The organism is Bradyrhizobium algeriense, from assembly GCF_036924595.1.
Lineage (GTDB): Bacteria > Pseudomonadota > Alphaproteobacteria > Rhizobiales > Xanthobacteraceae > Bradyrhizobium > Bradyrhizobium algeriense.
In genome coordinates this window covers 127,621-150,777 of record NZ_JAZHRV010000001.1, presented here as the reverse complement: position 1 = coordinate 150,777, position 23,157 = coordinate 127,621, and the positions used below count along the sequence as shown (strand labels likewise).

General features: G+C 63.3%; 24 protein-coding genes. 3 read left to right on the top strand and 21 right to left on the bottom strand.

The genetic code is table 11. The features are described 5' to 3' along the window. Positions 1-423: 423 nt before the first annotated feature. From V1286_RS00715 to V1286_RS00690, 6 genes are all read right to left on the bottom strand, one after another. Positions 424-849, bottom strand: coding sequence for a hypothetical protein (locus V1286_RS00715; RefSeq protein ID WP_334476944.1), 426 nt, complete (start codon positions 847-849; stop codon positions 424-426). 246 nt (positions 850-1,095) lie between these two features. Beyond that, positions 1,096-1,740, bottom strand: coding sequence for a 2-hydroxychromene-2-carboxylate isomerase (locus V1286_RS00710; RefSeq protein ID WP_334476942.1), 645 nt, complete (start codon positions 1,738-1,740; stop codon positions 1,096-1,098). Between the two features lie 49 nt (positions 1,741-1,789). After that, positions 1,790-2,026: a hypothetical protein gene (locus V1286_RS00705; protein ID WP_334476939.1), complete on the bottom strand. Its 237-nt coding sequence runs from the start codon at positions 2,024-2,026 to the stop codon at positions 1,790-1,792. A 132-nt stretch (positions 2,027-2,158) separates the two neighbouring features. Beyond that, positions 2,159-3,433, bottom strand: coding sequence for an MFS transporter (locus tag V1286_RS00700; protein ID WP_334476937.1), 1,275 nt, complete (start codon positions 3,431-3,433; stop codon positions 2,159-2,161). A 750-nt stretch (positions 3,434-4,183) separates the two neighbouring features. Further along, positions 4,184-5,182, bottom strand: coding sequence for a DUF808 domain-containing protein (locus tag V1286_RS00695; protein WP_334476936.1), 999 nt, complete (start codon positions 5,180-5,182; stop codon positions 4,184-4,186). A gap of 127 nt (positions 5,183-5,309) precedes the next feature. Continuing rightward, on the bottom strand, positions 5,310-6,116 hold the full coding sequence (locus V1286_RS00690) for a response regulator (protein WP_334476934.1): 807 nt from the start codon (positions 6,114-6,116) through the stop codon (positions 5,310-5,312). Between the two features lie 304 nt (positions 6,117-6,420). Between V1286_RS00690 and V1286_RS00685 the strand changes: the two genes are divergently transcribed. Further along, entirely contained in the window at positions 6,421-6,618 is a 198-nt protein-coding gene (locus tag V1286_RS00685; RefSeq protein ID WP_108514289.1) for a NepR family anti-sigma factor, read from the top strand. Next, the gene (locus V1286_RS00680) at positions 6,618-7,166 is read left to right on the top strand and encodes a sigma-70 family RNA polymerase sigma factor (protein WP_108514290.1); all 549 of its coding nucleotides are present in this window, start codon (positions 6,618-6,620) and stop codon (positions 7,164-7,166) included. The genes V1286_RS00685 and V1286_RS00680 overlap by 1 nt, the downstream gene beginning before the upstream one ends. Before the next feature lie 197 nt (positions 7,167-7,363). Here V1286_RS00680 and V1286_RS00675 read toward each other — a convergent pair whose 3' ends face one another. The 15 genes from V1286_RS00675 to urtA all read right to left on the bottom strand — a co-directional run bounded on the left by V1286_RS00675 (position 7,364) and on the right by urtA (position 21,037). Beyond that, on the bottom strand, positions 7,364-9,013 hold the full coding sequence (locus V1286_RS00675; protein WP_334476930.1) for a CHASE domain-containing protein: 1,650 nt from the start codon (positions 9,011-9,013) through the stop codon (positions 7,364-7,366). Positions 9,014-9,364: 351 nt separating this feature from the next. Beyond that, complete coding sequence (gene ureG / locus V1286_RS00670) at positions 9,365-10,003, bottom strand: urease accessory protein UreG (protein ID WP_334476928.1); 639 nt, start codon at positions 10,001-10,003, stop codon at positions 9,365-9,367. Between the two features lie 156 nt (positions 10,004-10,159). Further along, positions 10,160-10,894, bottom strand: a complete 735-nt coding sequence (locus tag V1286_RS00665; protein WP_334489463.1) for an urease accessory protein UreF — start codon at positions 10,892-10,894, stop codon at positions 10,160-10,162. Then, the gene (gene ureE, locus V1286_RS00660; protein WP_334476926.1) at positions 10,875-11,492 is read right to left on the bottom strand and encodes an urease accessory protein UreE; all 618 of its coding nucleotides are present in this window, start codon (positions 11,490-11,492) and stop codon (positions 10,875-10,877) included. The genes V1286_RS00665 and ureE overlap by 20 nt, the downstream gene beginning before the upstream one ends. A gap of 21 nt (positions 11,493-11,513) precedes the next feature. Further along, positions 11,514-11,813, bottom strand: a complete 300-nt coding sequence (locus V1286_RS00655; protein WP_212419428.1) for a putative quinol monooxygenase — start codon at positions 11,811-11,813, stop codon at positions 11,514-11,516. A 24-nt stretch (positions 11,814-11,837) separates the two neighbouring features. Then, complete coding sequence (locus V1286_RS00650) at positions 11,838-12,137, bottom strand: putative quinol monooxygenase (protein WP_108514295.1); 300 nt, start codon at positions 12,135-12,137, stop codon at positions 11,838-11,840. Positions 12,138-12,185: 48 nt separating this feature from the next. Beyond that, on the bottom strand, positions 12,186-13,901 hold the full coding sequence (ureC, locus tag V1286_RS00645; protein WP_334476922.1) for an urease subunit alpha: 1,716 nt from the start codon (positions 13,899-13,901) through the stop codon (positions 12,186-12,188). Continuing rightward, complete coding sequence (locus V1286_RS00640; RefSeq protein WP_334476920.1) at positions 13,898-14,203, bottom strand: urease subunit beta; 306 nt, start codon at positions 14,201-14,203, stop codon at positions 13,898-13,900. The genes ureC and V1286_RS00640 overlap by 4 nt, the downstream gene beginning before the upstream one ends. A 9-nt stretch (positions 14,204-14,212) precedes the next feature. Then, on the bottom strand, positions 14,213-14,515 hold the full coding sequence (locus tag V1286_RS00635) for an urease subunit gamma (protein ID WP_334476918.1): 303 nt from the start codon (positions 14,513-14,515) through the stop codon (positions 14,213-14,215). 24 nt (positions 14,516-14,539) lie between these two features. Further along, positions 14,540-15,376 (bottom strand): urease accessory protein UreD, encoded by an 837-nt coding sequence (locus tag V1286_RS00630; protein WP_334476916.1) that lies wholly within the window; start codon positions 15,374-15,376, stop codon positions 14,540-14,542. Between the two features lie 30 nt (positions 15,377-15,406). Next, the gene (gene urtE / locus V1286_RS00625; protein ID WP_334476914.1) at positions 15,407-16,102 is read right to left on the bottom strand and encodes an urea ABC transporter ATP-binding subunit UrtE; all 696 of its coding nucleotides are present in this window, start codon (positions 16,100-16,102) and stop codon (positions 15,407-15,409) included. Between the two features lie 3 nt (positions 16,103-16,105). Next, a complete protein-coding gene (urtD, locus tag V1286_RS00620) occupies positions 16,106-16,867 on the bottom strand; it encodes an urea ABC transporter ATP-binding protein UrtD (RefSeq protein ID WP_334476912.1) in 762 nt (253 codons plus the stop codon). Between the two features lie 4 nt (positions 16,868-16,871). Then, complete coding sequence (gene urtC / locus V1286_RS00615) at positions 16,872-18,038, bottom strand: urea ABC transporter permease subunit UrtC (RefSeq protein ID WP_334476909.1); 1,167 nt, start codon at positions 18,036-18,038, stop codon at positions 16,872-16,874. Next, a complete protein-coding gene (gene urtB, locus V1286_RS00610; protein ID WP_417021234.1) occupies positions 18,035-19,612 on the bottom strand; it encodes an urea ABC transporter permease subunit UrtB in 1,578 nt (525 codons plus the stop codon). Before urtB ends, urtC begins: the two co-directional genes overlap by 4 nt. Positions 19,613-19,753: 141 nt before the next feature. After that, a complete protein-coding gene (urtA, locus tag V1286_RS00605; protein ID WP_108514304.1) occupies positions 19,754-21,037 on the bottom strand; it encodes an urea ABC transporter substrate-binding protein in 1,284 nt (427 codons plus the stop codon). A 596-nt stretch (positions 21,038-21,633) separates the two neighbouring features. On the opposite strand from urtA, the gene V1286_RS00600 reads away from it, so the two are divergent. After that, positions 21,634-23,136, top strand: coding sequence for a DEAD/DEAH box helicase (locus tag V1286_RS00600; RefSeq protein ID WP_334476905.1), 1,503 nt, complete (start codon positions 21,634-21,636; stop codon positions 23,134-23,136). Positions 23,137-23,157 lie beyond the last annotated feature (21 nt).

Here is a 23,157-nt window from a genome sequence, read left to right as displayed (position 1 = left end):
GCGCGCTGCGAAAGCCGGGTATCCGGTACGCTGCGGCCCATCCACGTCATTGCGAGCGAAGCAATCCATCTTTCCGTGCACAAGGTGACAATGGATTGCTTCGCGGAGCCTTTCATCGGGCGGCGCTTCGCGCCGACCCGTTGGCTCGCAATGACGGTGGATACAGTTTCGTCTTCTCGCGGCGCTGATCGCCCGAGGTTTGCATCTTCGTTTGCCCTCCTCGAAATAGAGGGCGCAGGTGCTTGCTGCATTTGGCCTGCGTGTTAAGCGGAATATTTTTGCGGGAGGAGCTGGACAGGTTTTTACTGATTTTGCCCGTCGTGTTGATTTGTCGCAAATGAGCGTCGAGATTGTGCTTGCGCGCAAAGCAAATCAGTTCGCAGTCCGTAGATGGGGTAACGGCTTCACAACACCGTGGCGCGATCAGGTCACGCAGCGGCCGGGCTGAAGCAGTTTTGCGACCTCGGTCAAAACGCTGACCGGCGGTTCGCAGGCTACCGTCATCTTCTTCGTCGGGCCGGGCTTGGCCGGCGCCGGTGCCGACGGGCGGTTCCGCGCCTCGTCCTGGACAACCGGCTCCTGAGTCACGGGCGCCTGGACCACGGGAACCCGTACCACCACCGACGTATCGTCGAGGCCGACGCTACGGATCGTAATCGTGTCGCTCTGGCCTGACGCGGCTCTGGGCGCCGCGCGGTCGGCCTTGGCGGCGCGGTTGATGTCGGTTGCGGGTGCAGTCGCGGCGAGTTGCCGACGGCCGGTGAGGTCATGGCCTGACGCGAGCTGGAAGGCGCCAAATGTCGCGGTAATGGCGAGAGCAGCTAAAATTGCTTTGAAAATCTGTGACATGCCGGTTTTTCCCTCGCCCTATGGCGATCACGGACACAACCCGAACCGAGCCAAAGGGGGTCCGGCGCTTGTTGATCACTTAACCGTGTACGAAAAAAATTTGCGGCACCATGGAACGACTCCGGGGGGCTCGGAGTCATCCCGGCAGCCGGTTATTCCCCCTGCCCCATTGACCGGCGACGTGGGGTGCGACCGTGGTGATGCCGGTCGCACCCTGCTTTTTTATGAGGTCAGCTTCTCAAATTCTCAAGGCGCCAGCTTTTTCAAAGCGTGTTCCAGCTGGTCCAGCCGGTCCTGGCCCCAGAAAATCTCGCCCGAGGGCAGCACGTAGCTCGGCGCACCGAAGACGCCCACGCTCAGGGCCTCCTGCGTGAACTTCTCATACAGCGCGTCGAGTTCAGCGTCTGAAGGCCCGCCCGCGCGCAACTCCGCCGCGTCGAGACCGGCGCGCTCGGCGGCCAGCGCGATCGTTGTGGCATCAGCGAGCGTTTCCTCGCGTTCCCACAGCGCACGCCCGAGCTCGAGCGACAGCCTGTGGGCATTCTTGCCCTGCAGCTTAGCTGCGATGACCAGGCGGACCGCCGCGGCGTCGTCGCAGGGGAAATGTTTCGGCTCGAGATTAATGGGAGCGCTCCGCACCTCGCGCCAGCGCTTCAACTCCATCATCCGGTAAGCGCGCCGCTGCGGCGAGCGCTTCGGCAGGGGCAATCCGCCGGTCTGCTCAAAGATCGGTCCGAACTTGCAGGGCTTGATGTTGACGATCGCGCCGTTGCGCTCCGTTATCTCGGCGAACGGCGCGCTGCCGAGGTACGTCCATGGCGAATTGAGCGACAGGTAGTAGTCGATGGTAACCGGCATAATCCGAGAGTTTTCCATGCAGGCGGACGTCACGCAAGCGAACCTTGCGAGCATATGCCAGCATACTCATGGCAGACCGCCTTCAGTGCAAGGCGTTCGTGATCTTGTGATCGAGATGACCGGTCTTGTAATCGCGGCGAAGCTGACTCAGCGATGTCTCGTTCAGGTGAAGCATAACCTCGCTCAGTTTGTCGGTTGGGGGATAACCGGCAGCAAAACCTTGTCCGTAAATCTTGCGCAAGGTGCCGACCAGGGTGGCGCCGTGCTTGTGGCTGATTTCACCATCCTGCTTGCGGTTGTCGGGAACTGCCTTGCTCATGCCGCTCTCCCTTGTGCCGATGCTCAAGCATCCTCCCGCTGGGACGGAATGGCAATCGTGCACTGCAACCGGAATTAAAGCGGCTTGGCGCTCGGGCCAGGCGGTACGGCGGGCAACTTTACCGGCGATTGACTACCGCCTCGCCGCCCGCATCTCCTCGCTCGGCTTCACATCCTGCGAGCGGCTGTAGATCGCGACCGCCACGATCAGCACCAGCGTCAGCGTCCCGAACAGCGCGCGATAGGCATCTTCCGTCCGCGCGCCGCTGGCCAGCGGCTCGAACGCGCCGATGATGATGCCGGACAGCGTCTGCATGCAGGCGACGCCGAGCATCACTGCCGTGTTCATGGTCGAGATGCCGCGGCCGATCAGCCTGTCCGGGAAGATGCCGCGGCCGTGCGTCATCACCATGGTGCTGGAGGCCGAGAAGAAGCCCATGGCGATGATGACGGTAACGGGCAGCCAGACTGGCGGGTGCGAAAACAGCGCCAGCATCGCGAGCAGGACAATGATCACCAGCGTGCCCCCGATCGCGATGCCCTTGCGGGTGTCGAGCCGGCGGTCGAGCGGGCCGAAAGCGAGCATGCCGGCCTGGTAGGCGATCACGGCGCAGAGCAGGACGTTGCCGGCCGCGATCGGGCTCAACCCATGCACCTCGCGCAGGAATGCCCCGCCCCACAGACCCTGCACGGTGAAGGTGCAGGCATAGTTGCAGAAGTTCAGCGCCAGGATCGGCTTCAGGCGCGGGTTGCGCAGCACCTCGATCAGGCCGTTGAGCATCTCGCCGGGCGGCTCGACCTTGCGGCTCAGGAAGGGATGACCTGATGGCGCGTCGCGCACCACCAGCCAGATCGCGATCGTTGCAAGCGCCGTGAAGACGACGACGGCGCCGAACACCGCCCGCCAGCCGACCGCCTCCGATGCCCAGGCGAGTGGCGTGGTGGCGGCAAGGTTGCCGAGCAGGCCGATGGACAGCACCATGGCTGTCATCGTGGAGAAGCGGTCCGGCGGAAACCAGCGCGAGATCACCACCATGCTGCCGATCAGCATCACGCCGCAGCCGGCGCCCATCAGGGCGCGGCCGGTCAACAGCACCGGCCAGCTCGGCGCCAGCGTGAACAGGGCGCCGCCGAGGCTCGCGACGACGAGCATGCCGACCATAGTATAGCGCGGCCCGAAGCGATCGAAGAAGAAGCCGCAAGGAATCTGCATCGCGGCAAAACCGAAGAAGAACGCGCCGGTCAGTGCTCCCAGCGCTTCCGGCCCGATGGCGAGATCGCGCATCAGGTCGAGACCGATGGTGACGTTGGAGGCGCGGAAAAAATGGCTGGCGACATAGGCGGTGGCCAATGTAGCGACGATGATCAGGCCCCGGCGGTAGGGCAAAGGCCGCTCGGCGGACTGCATCGGTTAAAGGGCCGTTTCCCGTCTATTTTCTTGTTGCTGCAGCGAGCCTATGCGGGCGTGGGGCGCAGTTCAACAAGCAATCCGGTCCATCGCGCCTTCCGCAAAGCCAACACCACGCCGGCGGGCGTCAACGCTGTTGGTGCACGTAAAAAAATCCGGCGCGCAAGTGGGGCACGCCGGATCAGTCCGACCAGCTTTCAAATCGAGGCTGGTGGCCCGAGCCAGGGGGAGGTGCCTGGCCGCGAACACGGGTGTCGTCCACAATCGCCAGTCCCAGGTGAAGTCGCCGGGATTGGCGCTGAATCACGAGAAAGGATCATAATGCCGGCTCAGTGAACCCGAGGTGAACTGGTTCACATGGCACGCTCAATCAGAAATCATTTCGCGAGGTCACCTGATCGTCGCGTGCGAACGAAAATTGCGGCGACCGAGGTGACGAGGCAGGCGGCGCCGACGACCGGGAGGAAAGATCGACGATGCGCAGGCAATTCGTAACATACATCCTGCCTCGACGTGACGACATTAGGATCCGCGCGCGCCATGCTCAATTGTACCGAGGTAAGTGGCCCATATCGAAACGGATGAACCGGCTATACGAAGGTTTATGAGCCCGGCTTTGCGCAGCGGAACCGGGTACGCTCGACACGGCGCAGGCGTGGAGGAAATTCGCTCCGCAACAATGGTGTCGCTGCCACCCAGCCCACTCGCAAGCGGCAGAGAGGGCACAGTGGCGGCGAAACAGGCGGCCCTTCACTGAGCGGACGTATTCCGACGGCGATGCAAAAAGCGTTTCAGCGATTTCCATGCAGGCGCGAAGACAAATCCGACGACCGGAATCGATACGGCACCGACCAGCAGGCCTATCGCGCCGGACATGGCTGCCTCGACCGCCCATTCGAGGATCGCGGCAAGCGGCGGGAATGCGTGGGCCACTGCCTCGACAGCGGCCTTGACGGCATGGTGGATTGCCGGCGGACCGTAGACCTCGACGCCATGAAGGATAATGCCGCCGCCAACCCAGATCATGGCGGCAGTGCCGACCACGCTGAGAATCTTCAGAAGCACGGGCATGCCGCGAACGATGCCGCGTCCGAACGCGCGGCCCATGGCCGAGGCGTGATCGTTCCGCGCCAGCGCAACACCGACATCGTCGGCTTTCACGATCAGCGCCACCACGCCATACACGGCGACAGTGATTCCGATCGCCACGACCGCCAGCACAAGCGCCTGCTTCCAGATGCTCCCCACCGGGAGGGCCGCCAGTGTGATCGCCATGATCTCGGCCGAGAGGATGAAGTCGGTCTTGATCGCGCTTGCGACCTTCTCGTCTTCGACCGACTGCGCGTTCAACAAGACCGTGCCGAGCTGGGCTTCGTGCTGGTGCGCCTGATGGGGCATGACGGCCTCGAGCACCTTCTCCACCCCTTCGTAGCAGAGATAGGCGCCGCCCAGCATCAGCAGCGGCGTAATCGTCCAGGGAAGGAAGTAGCTGAGCACCAGGGCCGCGGGGAGCAGGACCAGGAGCTTGTTGCGCAGCGAACCCGTTGCGATCTTCCCGACAATGGGAAGTTCGCGCTTCGGCTCGAACCCGATCACGTAACCGGGCGTGACGGCGGTATCGTCGATGACGACACCTGCCGCCTTTGCACCCGCTTTGGCAGCCTGGCTGGCCACATCATCGAGGGAAGCTGCAGCCACCTTGGCGATACCAGCGATATCGTCGAGAAGGCCGATCAGCCCGACACTCATCGATCCCTACTCCACATCATCAGGAGGGTCGTCGCCGGGAGGACCGTAGCAGATTGGCCCAACAAAAATCCGGCGCGCAGTGGGGAGCGCGCCGGATCATTCCAAACTCTACGCTAACAAGCTTCGATCAGCCCGTGGCGGCGCGCGGCGCGCGGTTGCGCGAGTTGCGCTGGAAGAACAGCGCCTGGCTCGCAACCGCGGAGACCATCGCGGGCTGGAACGGTTTCGAGATTAGGAACGCCGGCTCGGGGCGTTCGCCGGTCAGGAAGCGCTCGGGGTAAGCGGTGATGAACACCACCGGCACCTCGAACACCTTCAACAACTCGTTGACCGCATCGAGGCCCGACGAGCCGTCGGCGAGCTGGATGTCGGCGAGGATCAGGCCGGGCTTCTTGTTCTTGGCGAGCGCCACCGCATCGGCATGGGTGCGGGCGACGCCGATCACGTTGTGGCCGAGATTCTTCACGAGGCTCTCGAGGTCCATCGCGATGAAGGTCTCGTCCTCGATGATCAGGACGTCGGTGGCGATTTCCGCCGCCATCTCGCGGCCGGCGGCATCCGTCAACGCGCGCGTCTCGGGGATGTCGGTATTGAGAATGAACGCCACCTCCTCCTCGGAGAAGCCTTCGAGGGAGAGCAGCAGGAACGCCTGCCGCGGCAGCGGCGTGATGTTCGACAGCCTGCGCTCCGGCGGCAACGCCAGCGTCGCGACGTCGGGGTTGTCGTTGAGCGAGACCGAATTCCATATCTGGGTGAACAGCTTGAACAGCCCGGCGCGCGGGCCATGCCGTTCGTCGAGCAGCGAGCCGTCCTGCAGCAGGGCCTCCAGCATGGCGGCCACATAGGCATCGCCCGAGGCCTGGTTTCCGGTCAGCGCACGGGCATAGCGCCGCAACAGCGGCAGATGTTCAGCAACGAGCTGTGATCGGGACATCCCCATTCCATCCTTATCCTGGGCCGTATCCTTGGCCATACTTAGGGTCTCAGCCGGGCGGACGTAACCTTAAGCGCCCGATCGGGCGTCAATTTAAGTTTCGGCGGGGGGACCCCGGTTCCCCTGTCACCCCCCGACTACTCACGTAGGGCAAAAAAGTTCCAGAAAAAGTTCCGGGATTTCGGAACCTTCCGCACGTATTCGCATTAGCCTTCAACCTACAACGCGGCAGCCTAGGGCCCAATTTCGAGGTAACCTCTTGAAACCACAGAGACTTAACTCTCGGGGAAGCGTGGATCAGACCATGAAGGAAGTAAAGAAGCAGGGCGGGCTTAACGCCGAGATTCAATCCAGGATCGGGCACCAGCTTCGCGCCATGTACGACGACGTGGTCCGACAGGGTGTGCCGGACCGCTTTGCGGAGCTGATCCGGAAGCTCGATGGGCCGGAGGCGGCGGCGGCCCAGATCGACGACCCAGCAAAAAACGACGGGAGGGACTAATGCCTCTCACAGACTCTCTTCGCGACGACATTTTGGCGTCGGTACCCAGCCTGCGCGCGTTCGCGATCTCGCTCTCAGGTAATGGCGACCGTGCGGACGACCTGGTTCAGGAAACGTTGCTGCGCGCCATTGCCAACATCGACTCGTTCCAGCCCGGCTCGAACCTGCCGGCCTGGCTGTTCACCATCCTGCGCAACCTTTTCCGCTCGGACTACCGGAAGCGGCGGCGCGAGGTGGAGGACGCCGAGGGCAATTACGCGAAAACCCTGAAGACCCAGCCGGCGCAAAATGCGCACCTGGAGTTCGAGGAGTTTCGCACCGCGCTCGACAAGCTGCCGCAGGACCAGCGCGAAGCGTTGATCTTGGTCGGCGCCTCCGGCTTCTCCTATGAGGACGCAGCTGCCATCTGCGGCTGCGCGGTCGGCACCATCAAGAGCCGCGTCAACCGCGCGCGCTCGAAACTCTCCGCGCTGCTCTATGTCGATGGCGCCGAGGATTTCGGACCCGACGAGACCGTGCGCGCGGTAATCGGCGGCAACGGCGGCTGATGACGCTATCGAAATGACATGGAAAAGGCGGCCCGCGTGGCCGCCTTTTTTGTTGTCGATGTCGTAGCCCGGGCGAAGCGCAGCGCAACCCGGGATTCACTTCCGACGCCTCCACCGCATAGACCGGCCCCGGATTGCGCTTCGCTCGATCCGGGCTACGCCAGTTTGCGAATTCAGTGCAGGCCGCCGAACTTGCCCTACCGCAGCGGTGCGGAAATCTGCTCCGTCCTGTCGCGCTCGGTCATGTCGACGACGGTGACCATCGGCGCGGTGAGTTCGTAGACGTAGCTGACGTCGGTGAAGTAGCGCTTCGCGGTGCCGCCCATTGCCTCCGGCGCGACGCGGTCGAGCAGGATGAGGCCGAAATCACTGTCTTCCCGCCGCGTCGCCGCGCTGGTGTTGAACTCTTCCCACCGGAAATGAAAGATCGTGTCCGGCTCCTCGCCCGAGACTTCCCAATTCGCCACGATGTGCGGGTGCTTGCCGACCAGCGACAGGCCCTCGTCGGAATGCGAGGCCAATTCGAAGAGCAACAGCGACAGCGACTGCGCGGCGCGCGCGCTGACGGCGATATCCGGGCCGTTGACGACGATGCGGTCGGCATGCGGGATGGCGCGCGACTCGAACAGGCCCTTGAGCTTGACGCCCTGCCACTGGCTTTCGCTGAGCAGCGTCACCACGTTCGACATCGCATGGATACGGCCGATCAGGAGCTCGCGCGACACGTCCATGTCGGAGCCGTGGCGCAGCGTGCGCGTCACGATCGACTGGATCACGGCGAGGATGTTCTTGACCCGGTGGTTGAGCTCGTCGATGACGGCGGTCAACCGCCGCTCGAAACCGATCCGGACCTGGATCTCGCGGCTGAGCCGCAGATTGTTGTAGGCGACATAGCCGAACAGGCCGCAGACGATGCCGGTGAGCGCGAAGCCGATGGCCGCGACGATGATCGCCGTCTGCTGCGCGCGCTGTATGGCATTGTTCTTGGCATAATAGCCCAGCGACCAGTCGCGGCCGCCGAACGTCACCGTCCGCACCACCGACGGCAACGGATCGCCCTGCTTGACCTCCCGCAAGGAGATCACGCCCTGGTCGTTGGCGACATATTCGTCGCTGGCGTCATTGGGATCCTTCAGCACCACCGAAAACAGCGAGCGGTCGTCGTTGGTCAGCATCAGCGGCGCCAGCTCGTAGGAAAAGGTGACGAAGCCCACGGGCTCGGCGGTGCCCTCCTTCAGGATGGCGGAGGCCAGCACGATGCCGATCGGTCCGTTCTTCCGCAGCAGCGGTATAGGGTCAGACGCCACCGGCTTGCCGGAGGCCGCCGCCTGCGCCAGCATCGGCCCGATCACCGAATGCCGGTCGTAGGCGCGGCCCGGAAAGCCCAGCGTATCCGCGCTGCGCGGTTCGAGGTCCATCAGGACGTCGAGCGGCTTGTCGATCGTCTTGATGTCGAGCGGCCGGTCGTCGTAATCGCGGATCGTCGGGTTGGTGAAACCGGCGCTCTTCAGCTCCGCCTGCGCCACGGCCAGATCGCTTGGCTTGAGCCGCGCGATCCAGTTCGCGATCACGAAATCGGTCTTGAAGGCGTAGATCGCCGAGCGCAGCGGCTGCAGCATATTGGCCTTCACCGCCGACGGCGCGCGAAACAATCCGGATGCAACGCGAGCGAGCAATTCGCGCTCGGTCAGCCGGTCCTGCACCAGGCTGGCATGGACGTCGATCGCGCGCGAAAGCGCGATGCCGTCGATCGCCAGTTCCTGGTCGTGGACGCGATAGGCCGCGAGACCGGAGAGCAGAACTCCGATCAGCGCGATAAAGCCGATAATGAAGCCCAGCCGAACCACTCGCTTACTCAGGAATGACGTGTTGGCGAAGACGTATCGGAAACAACTTGAGGTCTGCCGGGGCAGAGGCACATGGCAATAGCGCGAAGGCCAACCGCGGCGAATATGACGGAGCGTTCATCAGCACGCAACTGACAGGTGGCAGCGAGGTAAACAACACGGCCGCCGTTAACGCTGATTTGGCGGGGCCAGAGGTTGATAATCTGACAGCGCGGATTTGGTTCCGGCGAGGACGGACAAATCCGCTTGGCTGCGGCGACGGACCGAGTGTTAATGTTAATGCACCGCCCGTCCCGGCGCTTGTCCGGCCGCTGATCCGCCTACCCGGCTTTGACCTACCAAGACTTTGACCTACCCAGCCTTGGCCTTCCCGGCCGGGCGCAGGCCGCCCTTGGTCTCGATGAAGCCGATGATGCGATCGAGCCCCTCGCTCTTCTTCAGATTGGTCATCACGAACGGCCGCTCGCCCCGCATCCTTTTCGTATCAAGCTCCATCTTCTCAAGCGACGCACCGACATGCGGCGCGAGGTCGATCTTGTTGATCACCAACAGGTCCGAGCGGGTGATGCCGGGTCCGCCCTTGGAGGGGATCTTGTCGCCGGCGGCGACGTCGATCACGTAGATCGTCAGATCGGCGAGTTCGGGCGAAAACGTTGCGGCGAGATTGTCGCCGCCGGATTCGATCAGCACCATATCGAGATCGGGAAATTTCGCGCGCATGTCGGCCACCGCGGCGAGATTCATCGAGGCGTCCTCGCGGATCGCGGTGTGCGGGCAGCCGCCGGTCTCGACACCGGCGATGCGATCCGGTGTCAGCGAACCCGAGCGCACCAGAAACTCCGCATCCCATTTGGTGTAGATATCGTTGGTGATCGCGGCGATGTCGTAGCGCTGGCGCATCGACTTGCAGAGCAGGTCCATCAGCGCAGTCTTGCCGGAGCCGACGGGACCGCCGACGCCGATGCGGAGGGGACCGTGAGATTTAGACATGTCGAACATTCCCTCCTCTATCGTCGTCCCTGCGAACGCAGGGACCCATACCGCGTGATCTATCAATAAGGCAGAACGGCCGACACCGTTTGTAACAACCGAGGCCGGTGGCTATGGGTCCCTGCGTTCGCAGGGACGACGAAAGAGTGTGCCGCATCATGACCGGAACAGCCGCGTATATTGCGTCTCATGACGCAGGCTGGCGAGATCGGCACGGAAGGCGGCGCTGCCAAGATCATCGATGGAAGCTTCCAGTGCGCGCTTTGCCGTGGCCGCGACATCGGCTTCGAGGCTTGCCAGAATGCGCTGGCTGTCGGTTTGTCCGAGCGGCACCAGGCGGGCGCCGGCGGAAATCCAGTTCGACACCACGGCATGCAGGAAAGCGTGCATCGCCGGCGCCAGCGGCACGGCGTGCGCCGCGCTGACGATTCCGACTGCGACGGGATAGACCGTGCCGCCGCAAGCAGCCACCATGCCGTCGAGCCCGTCGCAGGCCCAGGCTGAGCGCGCGATCTCGATGAAGGCGCGGCCCTGTGTCGAGGTCTCGAGTTGCCGCTCGCGCGAGGGCACGAACGCGGCGGCCAGTTCGGCGATCTCGCGCAATCCAGAATCGTCCTGCGCGGATGCGGTGCGATGCGCCTGCGCCAGAAACACCGCGTCGCAGAAGCCCGAGCCGTCACCGAGCATCGCGGCCAGCCAGTCGCGCAGCGATGCGGCATCCGTGATGTCGCCCGCCTCCACCGCCCATTCGATGCCGCTGGAATAGGAAAATGCGCCGACCGGAAAGGAGGGCGACAGCCAGGTCATCAGCCGGTACAGCGCCGCCGCCTCATCCGCATTCATTCCGCTGCCCGCGTCGGCCGGCGCGGGCTCACTTGTGGTCATGAGCATGGGAGTGATCGTGGTGGTGATGATCGTGGTCGCAATGTTCGTCGTGGTGATGGTGATCATCGTGATCACTGTTGTGATCGTGATCACTGCTGTGATCGTGATCGCCGTGATGATGGTGATCACCGTGGTGATGATGGCCATGATCATGCGCGGCATGATCGTGAGCCGCCTGCGCATACGCGCCACCCTCGGGATCGAACGGCGCCTCGATCTCGATGATGCGCGCGCCGAGCCCCTTCACCATCGCCTCGATGACGTGATCCCTGCGGATGCGCAAGCCTTTTGGCATGATCTGGGTCGGCAGATGGCGGTTGCCGAGATGCCAGGCGACCCGGACCAGATGCAGGGGATCGGCGCCACGGATTTCGACCAGCGGCTCGGCGGCCGCGACCACCTCGATCAGCCGGCCGTCTTCCAGTACCAGTGCATCGCCGCCGCGCAGCGCGACCGCGTTCTCCAGATCGAGCAGGAATTCCAGCCCGCGCGTCCCCATCATCGCTATCCGCCGCCGGTGCCGGTCGTTGAAATCGAGCACGACGGTATCGGCGGCGTCGTTCGTCCAGCGATGCTGGCCCAGGACTTTTGTCGCGCGGATCATGGCAGCCTGCTCAAAGACACGTCAGAATTTCTCCACCTTGCCGTCGCTGATGATCTCGATCACCGTCGGCGCCGTCTTCATCTGCGAGGAATACTCCCGCCACACCTTCATATGGGGCGCGCGGCCATGCGCGTTGAGGTCGTCGCGGGTCTCCCAGCGCTCCACCACCACATACAGATTGGGATCGTTCACGCTGACATGGCCGTCATAGGAGATGCAGCCCTTCTCCTTGAGCGTTTCGGCGGTACAGGCCTTGTGCCCCTTGATGAAGTCGTCCTTGTTTTCCGGCTTCATCGGTGTGGTGGCGATGACGTAGATCATGAGTTTATCCCTTGTTTTTCTTGATTAGCGAACGTCGACCTTTTCCGGCGTGATCACTTCGATCTTCGGTGGCGCCGACATGCATTTTACGGCGACGCGGCCAAATGTCTTCATGTGCTCGGCGCCACGATGCGGCACCAGCGCTTCGGCGTTTTCCCACTGCTCGACGAACACCATTTTCGAGGGATCGGTGACGCTTTCATGCAGGTCATAGGCGATGTTGCCAGGCTCTTTCCGGGTTTCCTTGATGCAGGCGGCGGCAGCCGCGATGAATTCGGCGCGCGTTTCAGGCTTCACGGTCAGCGTGGCAACGACGTAAATCACTAGATCCTCCCGGACTTTTGTTCTGGCTTTGAACGCCCGGGAGAAACCCTAGTACATGAAATACCTCTGCGCCATGGGCAGGACCTCGGCCGGCGCGCATGTCAGAAGCTCGCCGTCTGCGCGCACCTCATAGGTCTCGGCGTCGACCTCGATTTTGGGCGTGGCGCCGTTATGGATCATGCTCTTTTTGGAGATGCCGCCGCGGGTGTTTTTCACGGGGTAGAGTTTCTTTTCGATCCCGAGCCTGCGCGCCAGTCCGCCCGTGATGGCAGCCCTCGAGGTGAACACCACCGAAGAGGCCGTCAGCGACTTGCCGTAGGCGGCGAACATCGGCTGGTAATGCACCGGCTGCGGCGTGGGAATGGAGGCATTGGGATCGCCCATCGGCGCCGCCACGATCGAGCCGCCCTTGATGATGCAATCGGGCTTCACGCCGAAGAAGGCCGGCGACCACAGCACGAGATCAGCAAGCTTGCCTTTCTCTACTGACCCTATCAGCTTCGACACGCCATGCGCGATCGATGGGTTGATGGTGTATTTCGAAATGTAACGCTTGACGCGGAAATTGTCGTTGTCGTTGCCCTTGTCCTCGGGCAACGCGCCGCGTTGTTTTTTCATCTTGTCGGCGGTCTGCCAGGTGCGGATGATGACTTCGCCGAGCCGACCCATCGCCTGCGAGTCCGATGACATCATCGAGAGCGCGCCGAGATCATGCAAAATGTCTTCCGCCGCGATGGTTTCTTTCCGGATGCGGCTTTCGGCAAACGCCAGATCTTCCGCGATCGACGGATCCAGATGGTGGCACACCATCAGCATGTCCAGATGCTCGTCGATGGTATTGCGCGTGAACGGCCGCGTCGGATTGGTCGAGGACGGCAGCACGTTCTTCAAGCCGGCGATCTTGATGATGTCAGGCGCATGGCCGCCACCGGCGCCCTCGGTGTGGAAGGCATGGATGGTGCGGCCCTTGAAGGCTTTTACGGTATCCTCGACGAAACCTGACTCGTTCAGCGTGTCCGAATGCAGCATCACCTGCACGTCGTAATCGTCGGCGACGACGAGGCAGTTGTCGATCGCGGCCGGCGTGGTGCCCCAATCCTCGTGCAGCTTCAGTGCACAGGCACCGCCCTTGATCATCTCGACCAGCGCCGCGGGACGCGCGGCGTTGCCCTTGCCGGAAATGCCGAGATTGACCGGGAACGCATCGAATGACTGGATCATCCGCCCCATGTGCCAGGGGCCGGGCGTGCAGGTGGTCGCAAACGTGCCGTGCGAGGGCCCGGTGCCGCCACCGAGCATCGAGGTGACGCCACTCATCAGCGCGTGCTCGATCTGCTGCGGGCAGATGAAATGGATATGGCTGTCGAAACCGCCGGCGGTGAGGATCTTGCCTTCGCCCGCAATGATGTCCGTGCCGGGGCCGATCACGATGGTGACGCCGGGCTGGATGTCGGGGTTGCCGGCCTTGCCGATGGCAGCGATCATGCCTTCCTTGATCGCGACGTCGGCTTTGACGATGCCCCAGTGATCGACGATCAGCGCATTGGTGATGACGGTATCGGCCGCGCCCTGCTTGTTCGTCACCTGCGACTGCCCCATGCCGTCGCGGATCACCTTGCCGCCGCCGAACTTCACCTCCTCGCCATAAATGGTGAAATCCTTCTCCACCTCGATGATGAGATCGGTGTCGGCCAGCCGCACCTTGTCGCCGGTGGTGGGCCCGAACATGTCGGCATAGACGGAACGTTTGATTCTGGCGCTCATAGTTTCCCCTGCACGTCGCCGCGAAAACCGTAGATGACGCGTTTGCCGGCAAGCGCAACGAGCTGCACGTCGCGGGTCTGGCCGGGCTCGAAGCGCACCGCGGTGCCGGCGGCGATATCGAGCCGCATGCCGCGGGCTTTCCTGCGCTCGAATTTCAGCGCCGGGTTGGTTTCGAAGAAATGGTAGTGCGAGCCGACCTGGATCGGACGGTCGCCGGTGTTGGCGACGGTGAGCGTTACCGTCTTGCGGCCGGCATTGAGTTCGATCTCGCCGTCCTTGATGAAGAGTTCGCCGGGGATCATCTGGTGCTCCTATCGGATCGGCTCATGTACGGTGACAAGCTTCGTCCCATCCGGAAACGTCGCCTCGACCTGGATGTCGTGGATCATCTCCGGGATGCCGTCCATGCATTGGGCCCGGGTGATGACCTGCGCGCCCGATTGCATCAGTTCGGCCACGGTGCGGCCGTCGCGCGCGCCCTCGACGATGAAGTCGGAGATGATGGCGATCGCTTCGGGATGGTTGAGCTTGACGCCGCGCTCGAGCCTGCGGCGTGCCACTATGGCCGCCATCGAGATCAAGAGCTTGTCCTTTTCGCGGGGGGAGAGATTCATGCGGGCACTCGGGTGATTGAAGACCTAATTTAGCCAAAGCCTTGGGAGCGCCACGCCGCTGGCGCGGCCGAGCACTGCCATCATATCGGCGCGGAGCCGGGCCGCATCTTGGGCACAGAAACGGGCCATTGCAAATCCATTCCAGCAGGAGATGCCGACCTCGCCGCCGAACGTTTCAGAGGCCTCGCGGATCCGCTCCACCAGCGCCTCGTCGCCCGGCACGATCAGCGCGGTGCCGATGGCGACGCCGCCCTTCGCAACGGCCGGCCGCGCCAGTTTTTCGCCGATGTCGCCGTCGAGCCGGATGGTCTCCGCAAACACGAGGCGACCGCCACGGCGCAGGCGCCAGCGGTCGATGAACTCGCCGTGCAGCATCTTTTCGCCCATTGCCGCGCGGCCGAACACCACGATTTCGCAGAGCAGAAGCGAGGCGTCTTCGGCCAGGTCGATGTCAATGCGCCTGATGATCCGCGCGCGGTCGAACAGGATGGTTTCCTGCGGCAGCCAGGAGAGGCGAGCGCCTGCTTCGGCCTTCAACGCGATATTGAGCTGCGCGGCGGGCCCGGCCGCGCGATAGACCTTTTCAGCCGCCGCCGTCGTCAGCGTCAGCCGCGATCCCTCGCCTGCCGCGATATCGATATCAAAACGGTCGCCGCCGGCAATGCCGCCGGCGGTGTTGACGAACACGCCCGACAGGCCTTCGGCCTCGGGCGAAGGAAAGCGCACGCGCAGCGAGCCGGATTCATGCAAATCGCCCCGGCGAGTGGCGCCGTCCTTGACATGCACGCCAAACCGCACCGCGCCCTGGGCGCGGTTGGCCGCGAACGTCGCTGAAATCGCGCGCGTGCTATCGGTCCGCATCCGTCCCCCAAACGCAACGCCCGATACGCCTTACAGCGCCATCTGGCGGCTGATCTCGGCGGGATCGAGGTTGGCGCGGTCGCAGGCATATTTCACCGCGCCGCGATCCATGACCGCAAAATTGTCGCCGAGCTCGCAGGCAAAGTCGAGATATTGTTCGACCAGCACGATCGCGATGTTGCCAAGACTGCGCAGATAGGTGATGGCGCGGCCGATGTCCTTGATGATCGAGGGCTGGATACCTTCGGTCGGCTCGTCCAATAGCAACAGTTTCGGCCGCATCACCAGCGCGCGACCGATCGCCAATTGTTGCTGCTGCCCGCCGGAGAGGTCGCCGCCGCGCCGGCCCAGCATCGTGTTCAGCACCGGAAACAGCGAGAACACGTCGTCGGGGATATGGCGGTCGTCGCGCTTGAGCGGGCCAAAACCGGTCTTGAGATTTTCCTCCACCGTCAGCAGCGGAAATATCTCACGGCCCTGCGGCACGAAGCCGATGCCGCGCCGTGCGCGCTCGTAGGGTTTGAGGCCGGTGATGTCGTTGCCGTCGAGCGTGATCGATCCGCCTGCGATCGGGTATTGGCCGACCATCGCGCGCAAGAGCGAGGTCTTGCCGACGCCGTTGCGGCCGAGCACGCATGTCACCTTGCCCGGCTCTGCGGACAATGAGACGCCGCGCAGCGCCTGCGCCGCGCCGTAGTAAAGGCTGATATTGTCGACCTTCAGCATGGATCAGCGCCCCAGATACACTTCGATCACCCGCTCGTTCGACGAGACCTGATCGATGGTCCCTTCCGCCAGCACCGTGCCTTCGTGCAGGCAGGTGACCTTGACGCCGAGTTCGCGGACGAAGGTCATGTCGTGCTCGACGACCATGACCGTCTTTTCCTTGTTGATTTCCTTCAGCAGCTCCGCGGTCTGATGCGTCTCGACGTCGGTCATTCCGGCGACGGGTTCATCGACCAAAAGCAGCTTTGGATCCTGCGCCAGCAGCATGCCGATCTCGAGCCATTGCTTCTGGCCGTGCGACAGGCTCCCTGCCAATCTGTTGCGCGCATCGGTCAGGCGGATGGTTTCCAGCACCCGGTCGATCCGCTCGGCTTCGTCCCTGCTGCCGCGCCAGAACAGCGTGCCCTTGACGCTGTGATCGACGTTGAGCGCCAGCAGCAGATTGTCCTCGATAGTCTGGCTCTCGAACACCGTCGGCTTCTGGAATTTGCGCCCGATGCCGAGTTCGGCGATGCGGGTCTCGTCGAGCCGCGTCAGGTCGGTGATGCCGTCGAACAGCACCGTGCCCTCGTCGGGCTTGGTCTTGCCGGTGATGATATCCATCATCGTGGTCTTGCCGGCGCCGTTCGGGCCGATGATGGCGCGCATCTCGCCGGGCTCGAGCGTCAGCGACAGATTGTTGATGGCGTGAAAGCCGTCGAAGGAGACGTGAACGCCGTCGAGATAGAGCAGCGCGGAAGTGGTCCTTCCCTCCATGACACTCATGCGCTCACTCCGCCGGCTTTGGTTCGCCGACACCGTCTTCGAGATCGGCGCTTTCGGCATTGGCCTTTTCCGTTGCTTTCCGCGACTCGCGCCAGGCGGTGAAGGTGCCGACGATGCCCTTCGGCAGCAGCAGCGTCACCAGGATGAACAGCGCGCCCAGCATGAACAGCCAGTAGGGCGCCAGCGGGCCCGACGTGAAGTAGGTTTTTGCGTAGTTGACGACGACGGCGCCGAGGGCTGCGCCCACCAGCGTGCCGCGGCCACCGACGGCGACCCAGATCACCGCCTCGATGGAATTGCCCGGTGCGAATTCGCTCGGGTTGATGATGCCGACCTGCGGGACATAGAGCGCGCCGGCAACGCCGGCCATGCAGGCCGACAGCGTGAACACGAACAGCTTGTAGGACTCCACGCGATAGCCGAGGAAGCGCGTGCGGGATTCGGCGTCGCGGATCGCGATCAGGACCTTGCCGAGTTTCGAGGTCACCACCGCCCGGCAGATCAGGAAGGCCAGGATCAGCGCCAGACAACTCAGCGCGAACAGGGCGGCGCGGGTGCCGTCGGCCTGCACGTTGAAGCCCAAAATATCCTTGAAGTCGGTCAGGCCGTTGTTGCCGCCGAAACCGAAATCGTTGCGGAAGAACGCCAGCAGCAGCGCGTAGGTCATCGCCTGCGTAATGATCGACAGATAGACGCCGGTGACGCGGGAGCGGAACGCAAGCCAGCCGAAGCAGAACGCCAGCAGGCCCGGCACCACCAGCACCATCAGCGCCGCGAACCAGAACATGTCAAAGCCGTACCAGTACCATGGCAGGCTTGGATAGTTCAGGAACACCATGAAGTCGGGCAATATCGGATTGCCGTAGACGCCGCGGCTGCCGATCTGGCGCATCAAGTACATGCCCATCGCGTAGCCGCCGAGCGCGAAGAACGCGCCGTGGCCGAGCGAGAGAATGCCGCAATAGCCCCAGATCAGATCGATCGACAGCGCGAGAATGGCGTAGCAGGCGTATTTCCCGAACAGCGCGACCAGATAGGTCGGCACCTGGAACATCGAGCCCGCCGGCAACAGCAGGTTCGACAGCGGGATCAGCACGCCGAGGGCTGCGACGACGACGAGGAAGATGGTGGCGCTGCGATCGAGCGAACGCGTCAGCACGTGCAGCGTCATGCTTCCACCGCCCGGCCCTTGAGCGCGAACAAGCCGCGCGGCCGCTTCTGGATGAACAGGATGATCAGCACCAGAATGGCGATCTTGCCGAGCACGGCGCCCGCGACCGGCTCCAGGAACTTGTTGGCGATGCCGAGCGTGAAGGCGCCGACCAGCGTGCCCCAGAGATTACCAACGCCGCCGAACACGACGACCATGAAGCTGTCGATGATGTAGCTCTGCCCGAGATTGGGGCTGACATTGTCGATCTGCGACAGCGCCACGCCGGCGATGCCGGCAATCCCGGAGCCGAGGCCGAAGGTCAGCGCGTCGACGCGCGAGGTGGCAATCCCCATCGAGGCCGCCATGCGGCGATTTTGAGTGACCGCGCGCATCTCGAGTCCGAGCGCCGTGTAGCGCAGCATGGCGAGCAGGATGACGAAGACGGCCAGCGTGAAGCAGAGGATCCAGAGCCGGTTATAGGTGATGGTGATCTGCCCGAGCTCGAACGCGCCGCTCATCCAGGAGGGATTGCCGACCTCGCGGTTGGTCGGACCGAACGTGGTGCGCACCGCCTGCTGCAGCACCAGCGAGAGGCCCCAGGTTGCGAGCAGCGTTTCCAGCGGGCGGCCATAGAGGAAGCGGATGATGCCGCGCTCGATCAGGACGCCGATCGCGCCGGCGACAAGAAACGCCAGCGGCACCGCGATCAGCAGCGAGTAGTCGAACAGTCCGGGATAGCGGGTGCGAATGACCTCCTGCACCACGAAGGTGGTGTAGGCCCCTAACATCACCATCTCGCCATGGGCCATGTTGATGACGCCCATGACGCCGAAGGTGATGGCGAGCCCGATCGCCGCGAGCAGCAGCACTGAGCCGAGCGACAGGCCGTACCAGGCGTTCTGCACCATCGACCACATCGCCAGATTGCTCTGGATCGAAGCGATCGCGCTGGCCGCGGCGCGCGCGACGCTGGGCGGCAGGTCGGTGCCCAGGCCGGTCAATAGCGCCATCGCTTCCTGGTCGCCGCGCGCCTTGACGATGGCAACGGCTTCGAGCTTTTCCACCTCGGTCGCGTCGCCCTTGTAGAGCAGGATCGCAGCGCGGGCCTCGGTGAAGGCCGCCTTGGCGCCCTTGTCGGTTTCCTTGGCGAGCGCGCCATCGATCACGGCCAGTGCGCTCTCCTCATGGCTCTTGAAGACCGACTGCGCGGCCGCGATCCGCTTGGCGGGATCGGGCGACAGCAGCGTCAGGCCGCCGAGCGCGGCCTCCACGGCGCGGCGCAGGCGGTTGTTGAGGCGGACGGCGGCGGCATTGTCGGGCAGCTTGTCGACGGCGGCGCCGGTGGCGGCATCGATGATCTTGCCGTCGCTTCCGGTTACGAAAACCTTCTTGGTATCAGGATCGGCCGACAAGCGGCCTTCCTGCAGCGCGCTGATGATGGGAAAGGCCAGCGGATTGCCCGAGACAGCGACCGCGCCGATCGCCTCGTCGGTGTCGGAAAAATCGTCATTGGCGAATTTGGCGACCGCATCCTCGAACGGACCCGCCAGCGCCGGCACGGCGAAGGCTGCGGTCAGGAGGATTGCGAGCAGAACCGCGCGAAAACGGTCGAGGAAATTGGCAGACACAATACGACCCCGGCAGGAGTGTGGGGAGAAGGCGGCGGCACCGCCGCCTTCTCCGGTCTCTCTTCGTAGTTCTCTTGGAAGTTATTCTTGCAAGCTAGCGGGAAATCAGGAGCCCTGACCGCCGCACTTGTTGGTCTTGGTGTTGTAGTTGCCGCACTTCTTGCCGACCCAGTCGCCGATCAGGTCCTTGGAACCGTCGAGCTCCTTCGACCAGGCGTCGCCAGCGACAAGACCCGGGGTCTTCCACACCACGTCGAACTGGCCGTTGGCTTTGATTTCGCCAATGAACACCGGCTTGGTGATGTGATGGTTCGGCAGCATCTTGGAGGTGCCGCCGGTCAGGTTCTTGGCTTCAATGCCGGGCAGCGCGTCGATCACCTTGTCCGGATCGGTCGACTTCACCTTCTCGACTGCCTTGACCCACATGTCGAAGCCGATGACGTGCGCTTCCATCGGATCGTTGGTCACGCGCTTCGGATTCTTGGTGTAGGCCTGCCAGGCCTTGATGAACTTCTCGTTGGCCGGGTCCTTGATCGACTGGAAGTAGTTCCAGGCGGCGAGATGGCCGAGCAGCGGCTTGGTGTCGATGCCGGCGAGCTCTTCTTCACCGACCGAGAACGCGACAACCGGAATGTCGGTCGCCTTGATGCCCTGGTTGCCCAGTTCCTTGTAGAAGGGAACGTTGGCGTCGCCGTTGATGGTGGAGACAACAGCCGTCTTCTTGCCGGCCGAGCCGAACTTCTTGATGTCGGCCACGATCGTCTGCCAGTCGCTGTGACCGAACGGCGTATAGTTGATCATGATGTCTTCCTGCTTGACGCCCTTCGACTTCAAGTAGGCTTCGAGGATCTTGTTGGTGGTGCGCGGATAGACGTAGTCGGTGCCGGCCAGCACCCAGCGCTTCACCTTCTCGTCCTTCATCAGGTAGTCGACCGCCGGGATCGCCTGCTGGTTCGGCGCAGCACCGGTGTAGAACACGTTGCGCTCGCTCTCCTCGCCCTCGTACTGCACGGGGTAGAACAGGATCGAGTTCAGCTCCTTGAATACCGGGAGCACGGACTTGCGCGACACCGAGGTCCAGCAGCCGAATACGACCGAGACTTTGTCCTTGGTGATCAGCTCGCGCGCCTTTTCAGCGAACAGCGGCCAGTTCGAAGCGGGGTCGACGACGACGGCCTCAAGCTTCTTGCCAAGCACGCCGCCCTTCTTGTTCTGCTCGTCGATCAGGAAGAGCACGGTGTCCTTCAGCGTGGTTTCGCTGATGGCCATGGTGCCGGAAAGCGAGTGCAGGACGCCGACCTTGATGGTCTCCTGCGCCTTGGCATTTGAAAATGCGGCCAAGCCCAAAACCAGGCCGGCGGTCGCCGCCAGCCAGCGACGGCGGCTCATCGTCGTTATATCGTGAGTCAATTGAGTAAGCATGAGGTGTCATCTCCCTGACGCAGTCGCGTTAAACGCTGCGAACGGCCCCACGGCCGCCTGCGTTAACGGAATCGCAAGAACCATGCCATCGGCTGAAGACCGGGTAAGCCCATATAATCGCTCTGGAATTCGGGGCCTGCGGAAACCAGCGGCGACAAATTTGCTTATTTTTTAGACTGCAAAAATGTATGCTTTGGCGGCAAACTATCTATTTTTTGTGCAAAAGCCGCAATTTGGCTAAATTTCTTGCACGAATTTTGGTCGTTTGGATTGCTGACGGGCGCAACAGCGTGGTCTGGCTGACTGGTTTCCTTAACCGCGCGGACGACACGCGCGGAATTCACCTTGAAAGCGCCGCACGGGTGCTCCATATGATCTGCGTGACCTAGAGAATCATCAGGTCCTTGCGAGCCGCGTGTTCTGAGCCCGTTCAACGGTTTCTGGCTTGCCCCTTTTCAGCTAGCACAACCGACGCCCCAAACACGCGGGTGTCTCAGACACACTCGCGCGCTCCTGGCCATCGAAGCCGGGCGCCTGCCTTTTTTGATGGAAAGAACCCTCTTTTGACCTCCTTTCAGGATTTCGGCCTCGCCGATCCCATCTCGCGTGCACTCCAGGAAGAAAATTACCACACGCCCACACCCATCCAGGCCCAGACCATCCCTCTCGCAATGACCGGCCGTGACGTCGTCGGCATCGCCCAGACCGGCACCGGCAAGACGGCGGCCTTTGCGCTGCCGATCCTGCATCGGATCCTGGAAAATCGCATCCGGCCGCAGCCCAAGACCTGCCGTGTGCTGGTGCTCTCGCCGACCCGCGAATTGTCCGGCCAGATCCTCGACAGCTTCAACGCCTATGGCCGCCACATCCGCCTGAGCTCGGCGCTGGCGATCGGCGGCGTGCCGATGGGCCGTCAGGTCCGCTCGGTGATGCAGGGCGTCGAAGTCATGGTGGCGACCCCCGGCCGCCTGCTCGATCTCGTCCAGAGCAACGGGCTGAAGCTCGGCCAGGTCGAGTTCCTCGTGCTCGACGAAGCCGACCGCATGCTCGACATGGGTTTCATCAACGACATCCGCAAAGTCGTCGTTAAGCTGCCGATCAAGCGGCAGACGCTGTTCTTCTCGGCCACCATGCCGAAGGATATCGCGGAACTCGCCGAAGCCATGCTGCGTGACCCGGCCCGCGTGGCGGTGACGCCGGTGGCCTCGACCGTCGAACGCATCGCCCAGCGCATCATCCAAGTCGATTTCTCGGCCAAGTCAGGGGTGCTGGCGCAGCTTCTGAAGCAGGAACCGGTTGACCGCGCGCTGATCTTTACCCGCACCAAGCACGGCGCCGACAAGGTCGTGAAGACGCTGGCCAAGGCCGGCATCTCAGCCAACGCTATTCACGGCAACAAGTCGCAGAACCACCGGGAGCGCGTGCTGGCCGCGTTCCGCACCGGCGAGATCCGCACCCTGGTCGCCACCGACATTGCCGCCCGCGGCATCGACGTCGACGGCATCAGCCATGTGGTGAATTTCGATCTGCCCAACATCCCGGAAACCTATGTCCACCGCATCGGCCGCACCGCCCGCGCCGGCGCCGAAGGCGTTGCGATCTCGCTGATCGCGGGCGCCGAGGAGATGGGCTATCTGCGCGACATCGAGCGGCTGATCCGTATCACGCTGCCGCGGGAAGACCGTCGCACGCCCGGCAGCCGCGATGCCGCGCCGGCCCCCTCGCAGCGCCCTGCACAGCAGCACCGGGGTGGACGATCCGCCCCGCGAGCCCACACCGCCCGGTCCCAGGACTCCCGGGGACATGACTCCAGAGGTCATGAATCCCGTGGGCACGAATCCCGTGGACATGAATCGGCACCGGGATCAAAAGGCCCTCGCCGACCCCGCCGCGGTGGTGGTAATAATGCCGCGCCGCAGCCGAACCGGCACGAGCAGCCGCGTCCGGCGCAGCAGGCCGGCAAGAGCCAAGGCGGGAAAAGTGAGGGCATTCAGGGCGTCGCCTTCTTGCATCGCGAGAGCCGTCCGAATACTCAACCCAACCGTACCCACCGACCGCAGCGCTAGCTTCGATCGACCTGGAGACCA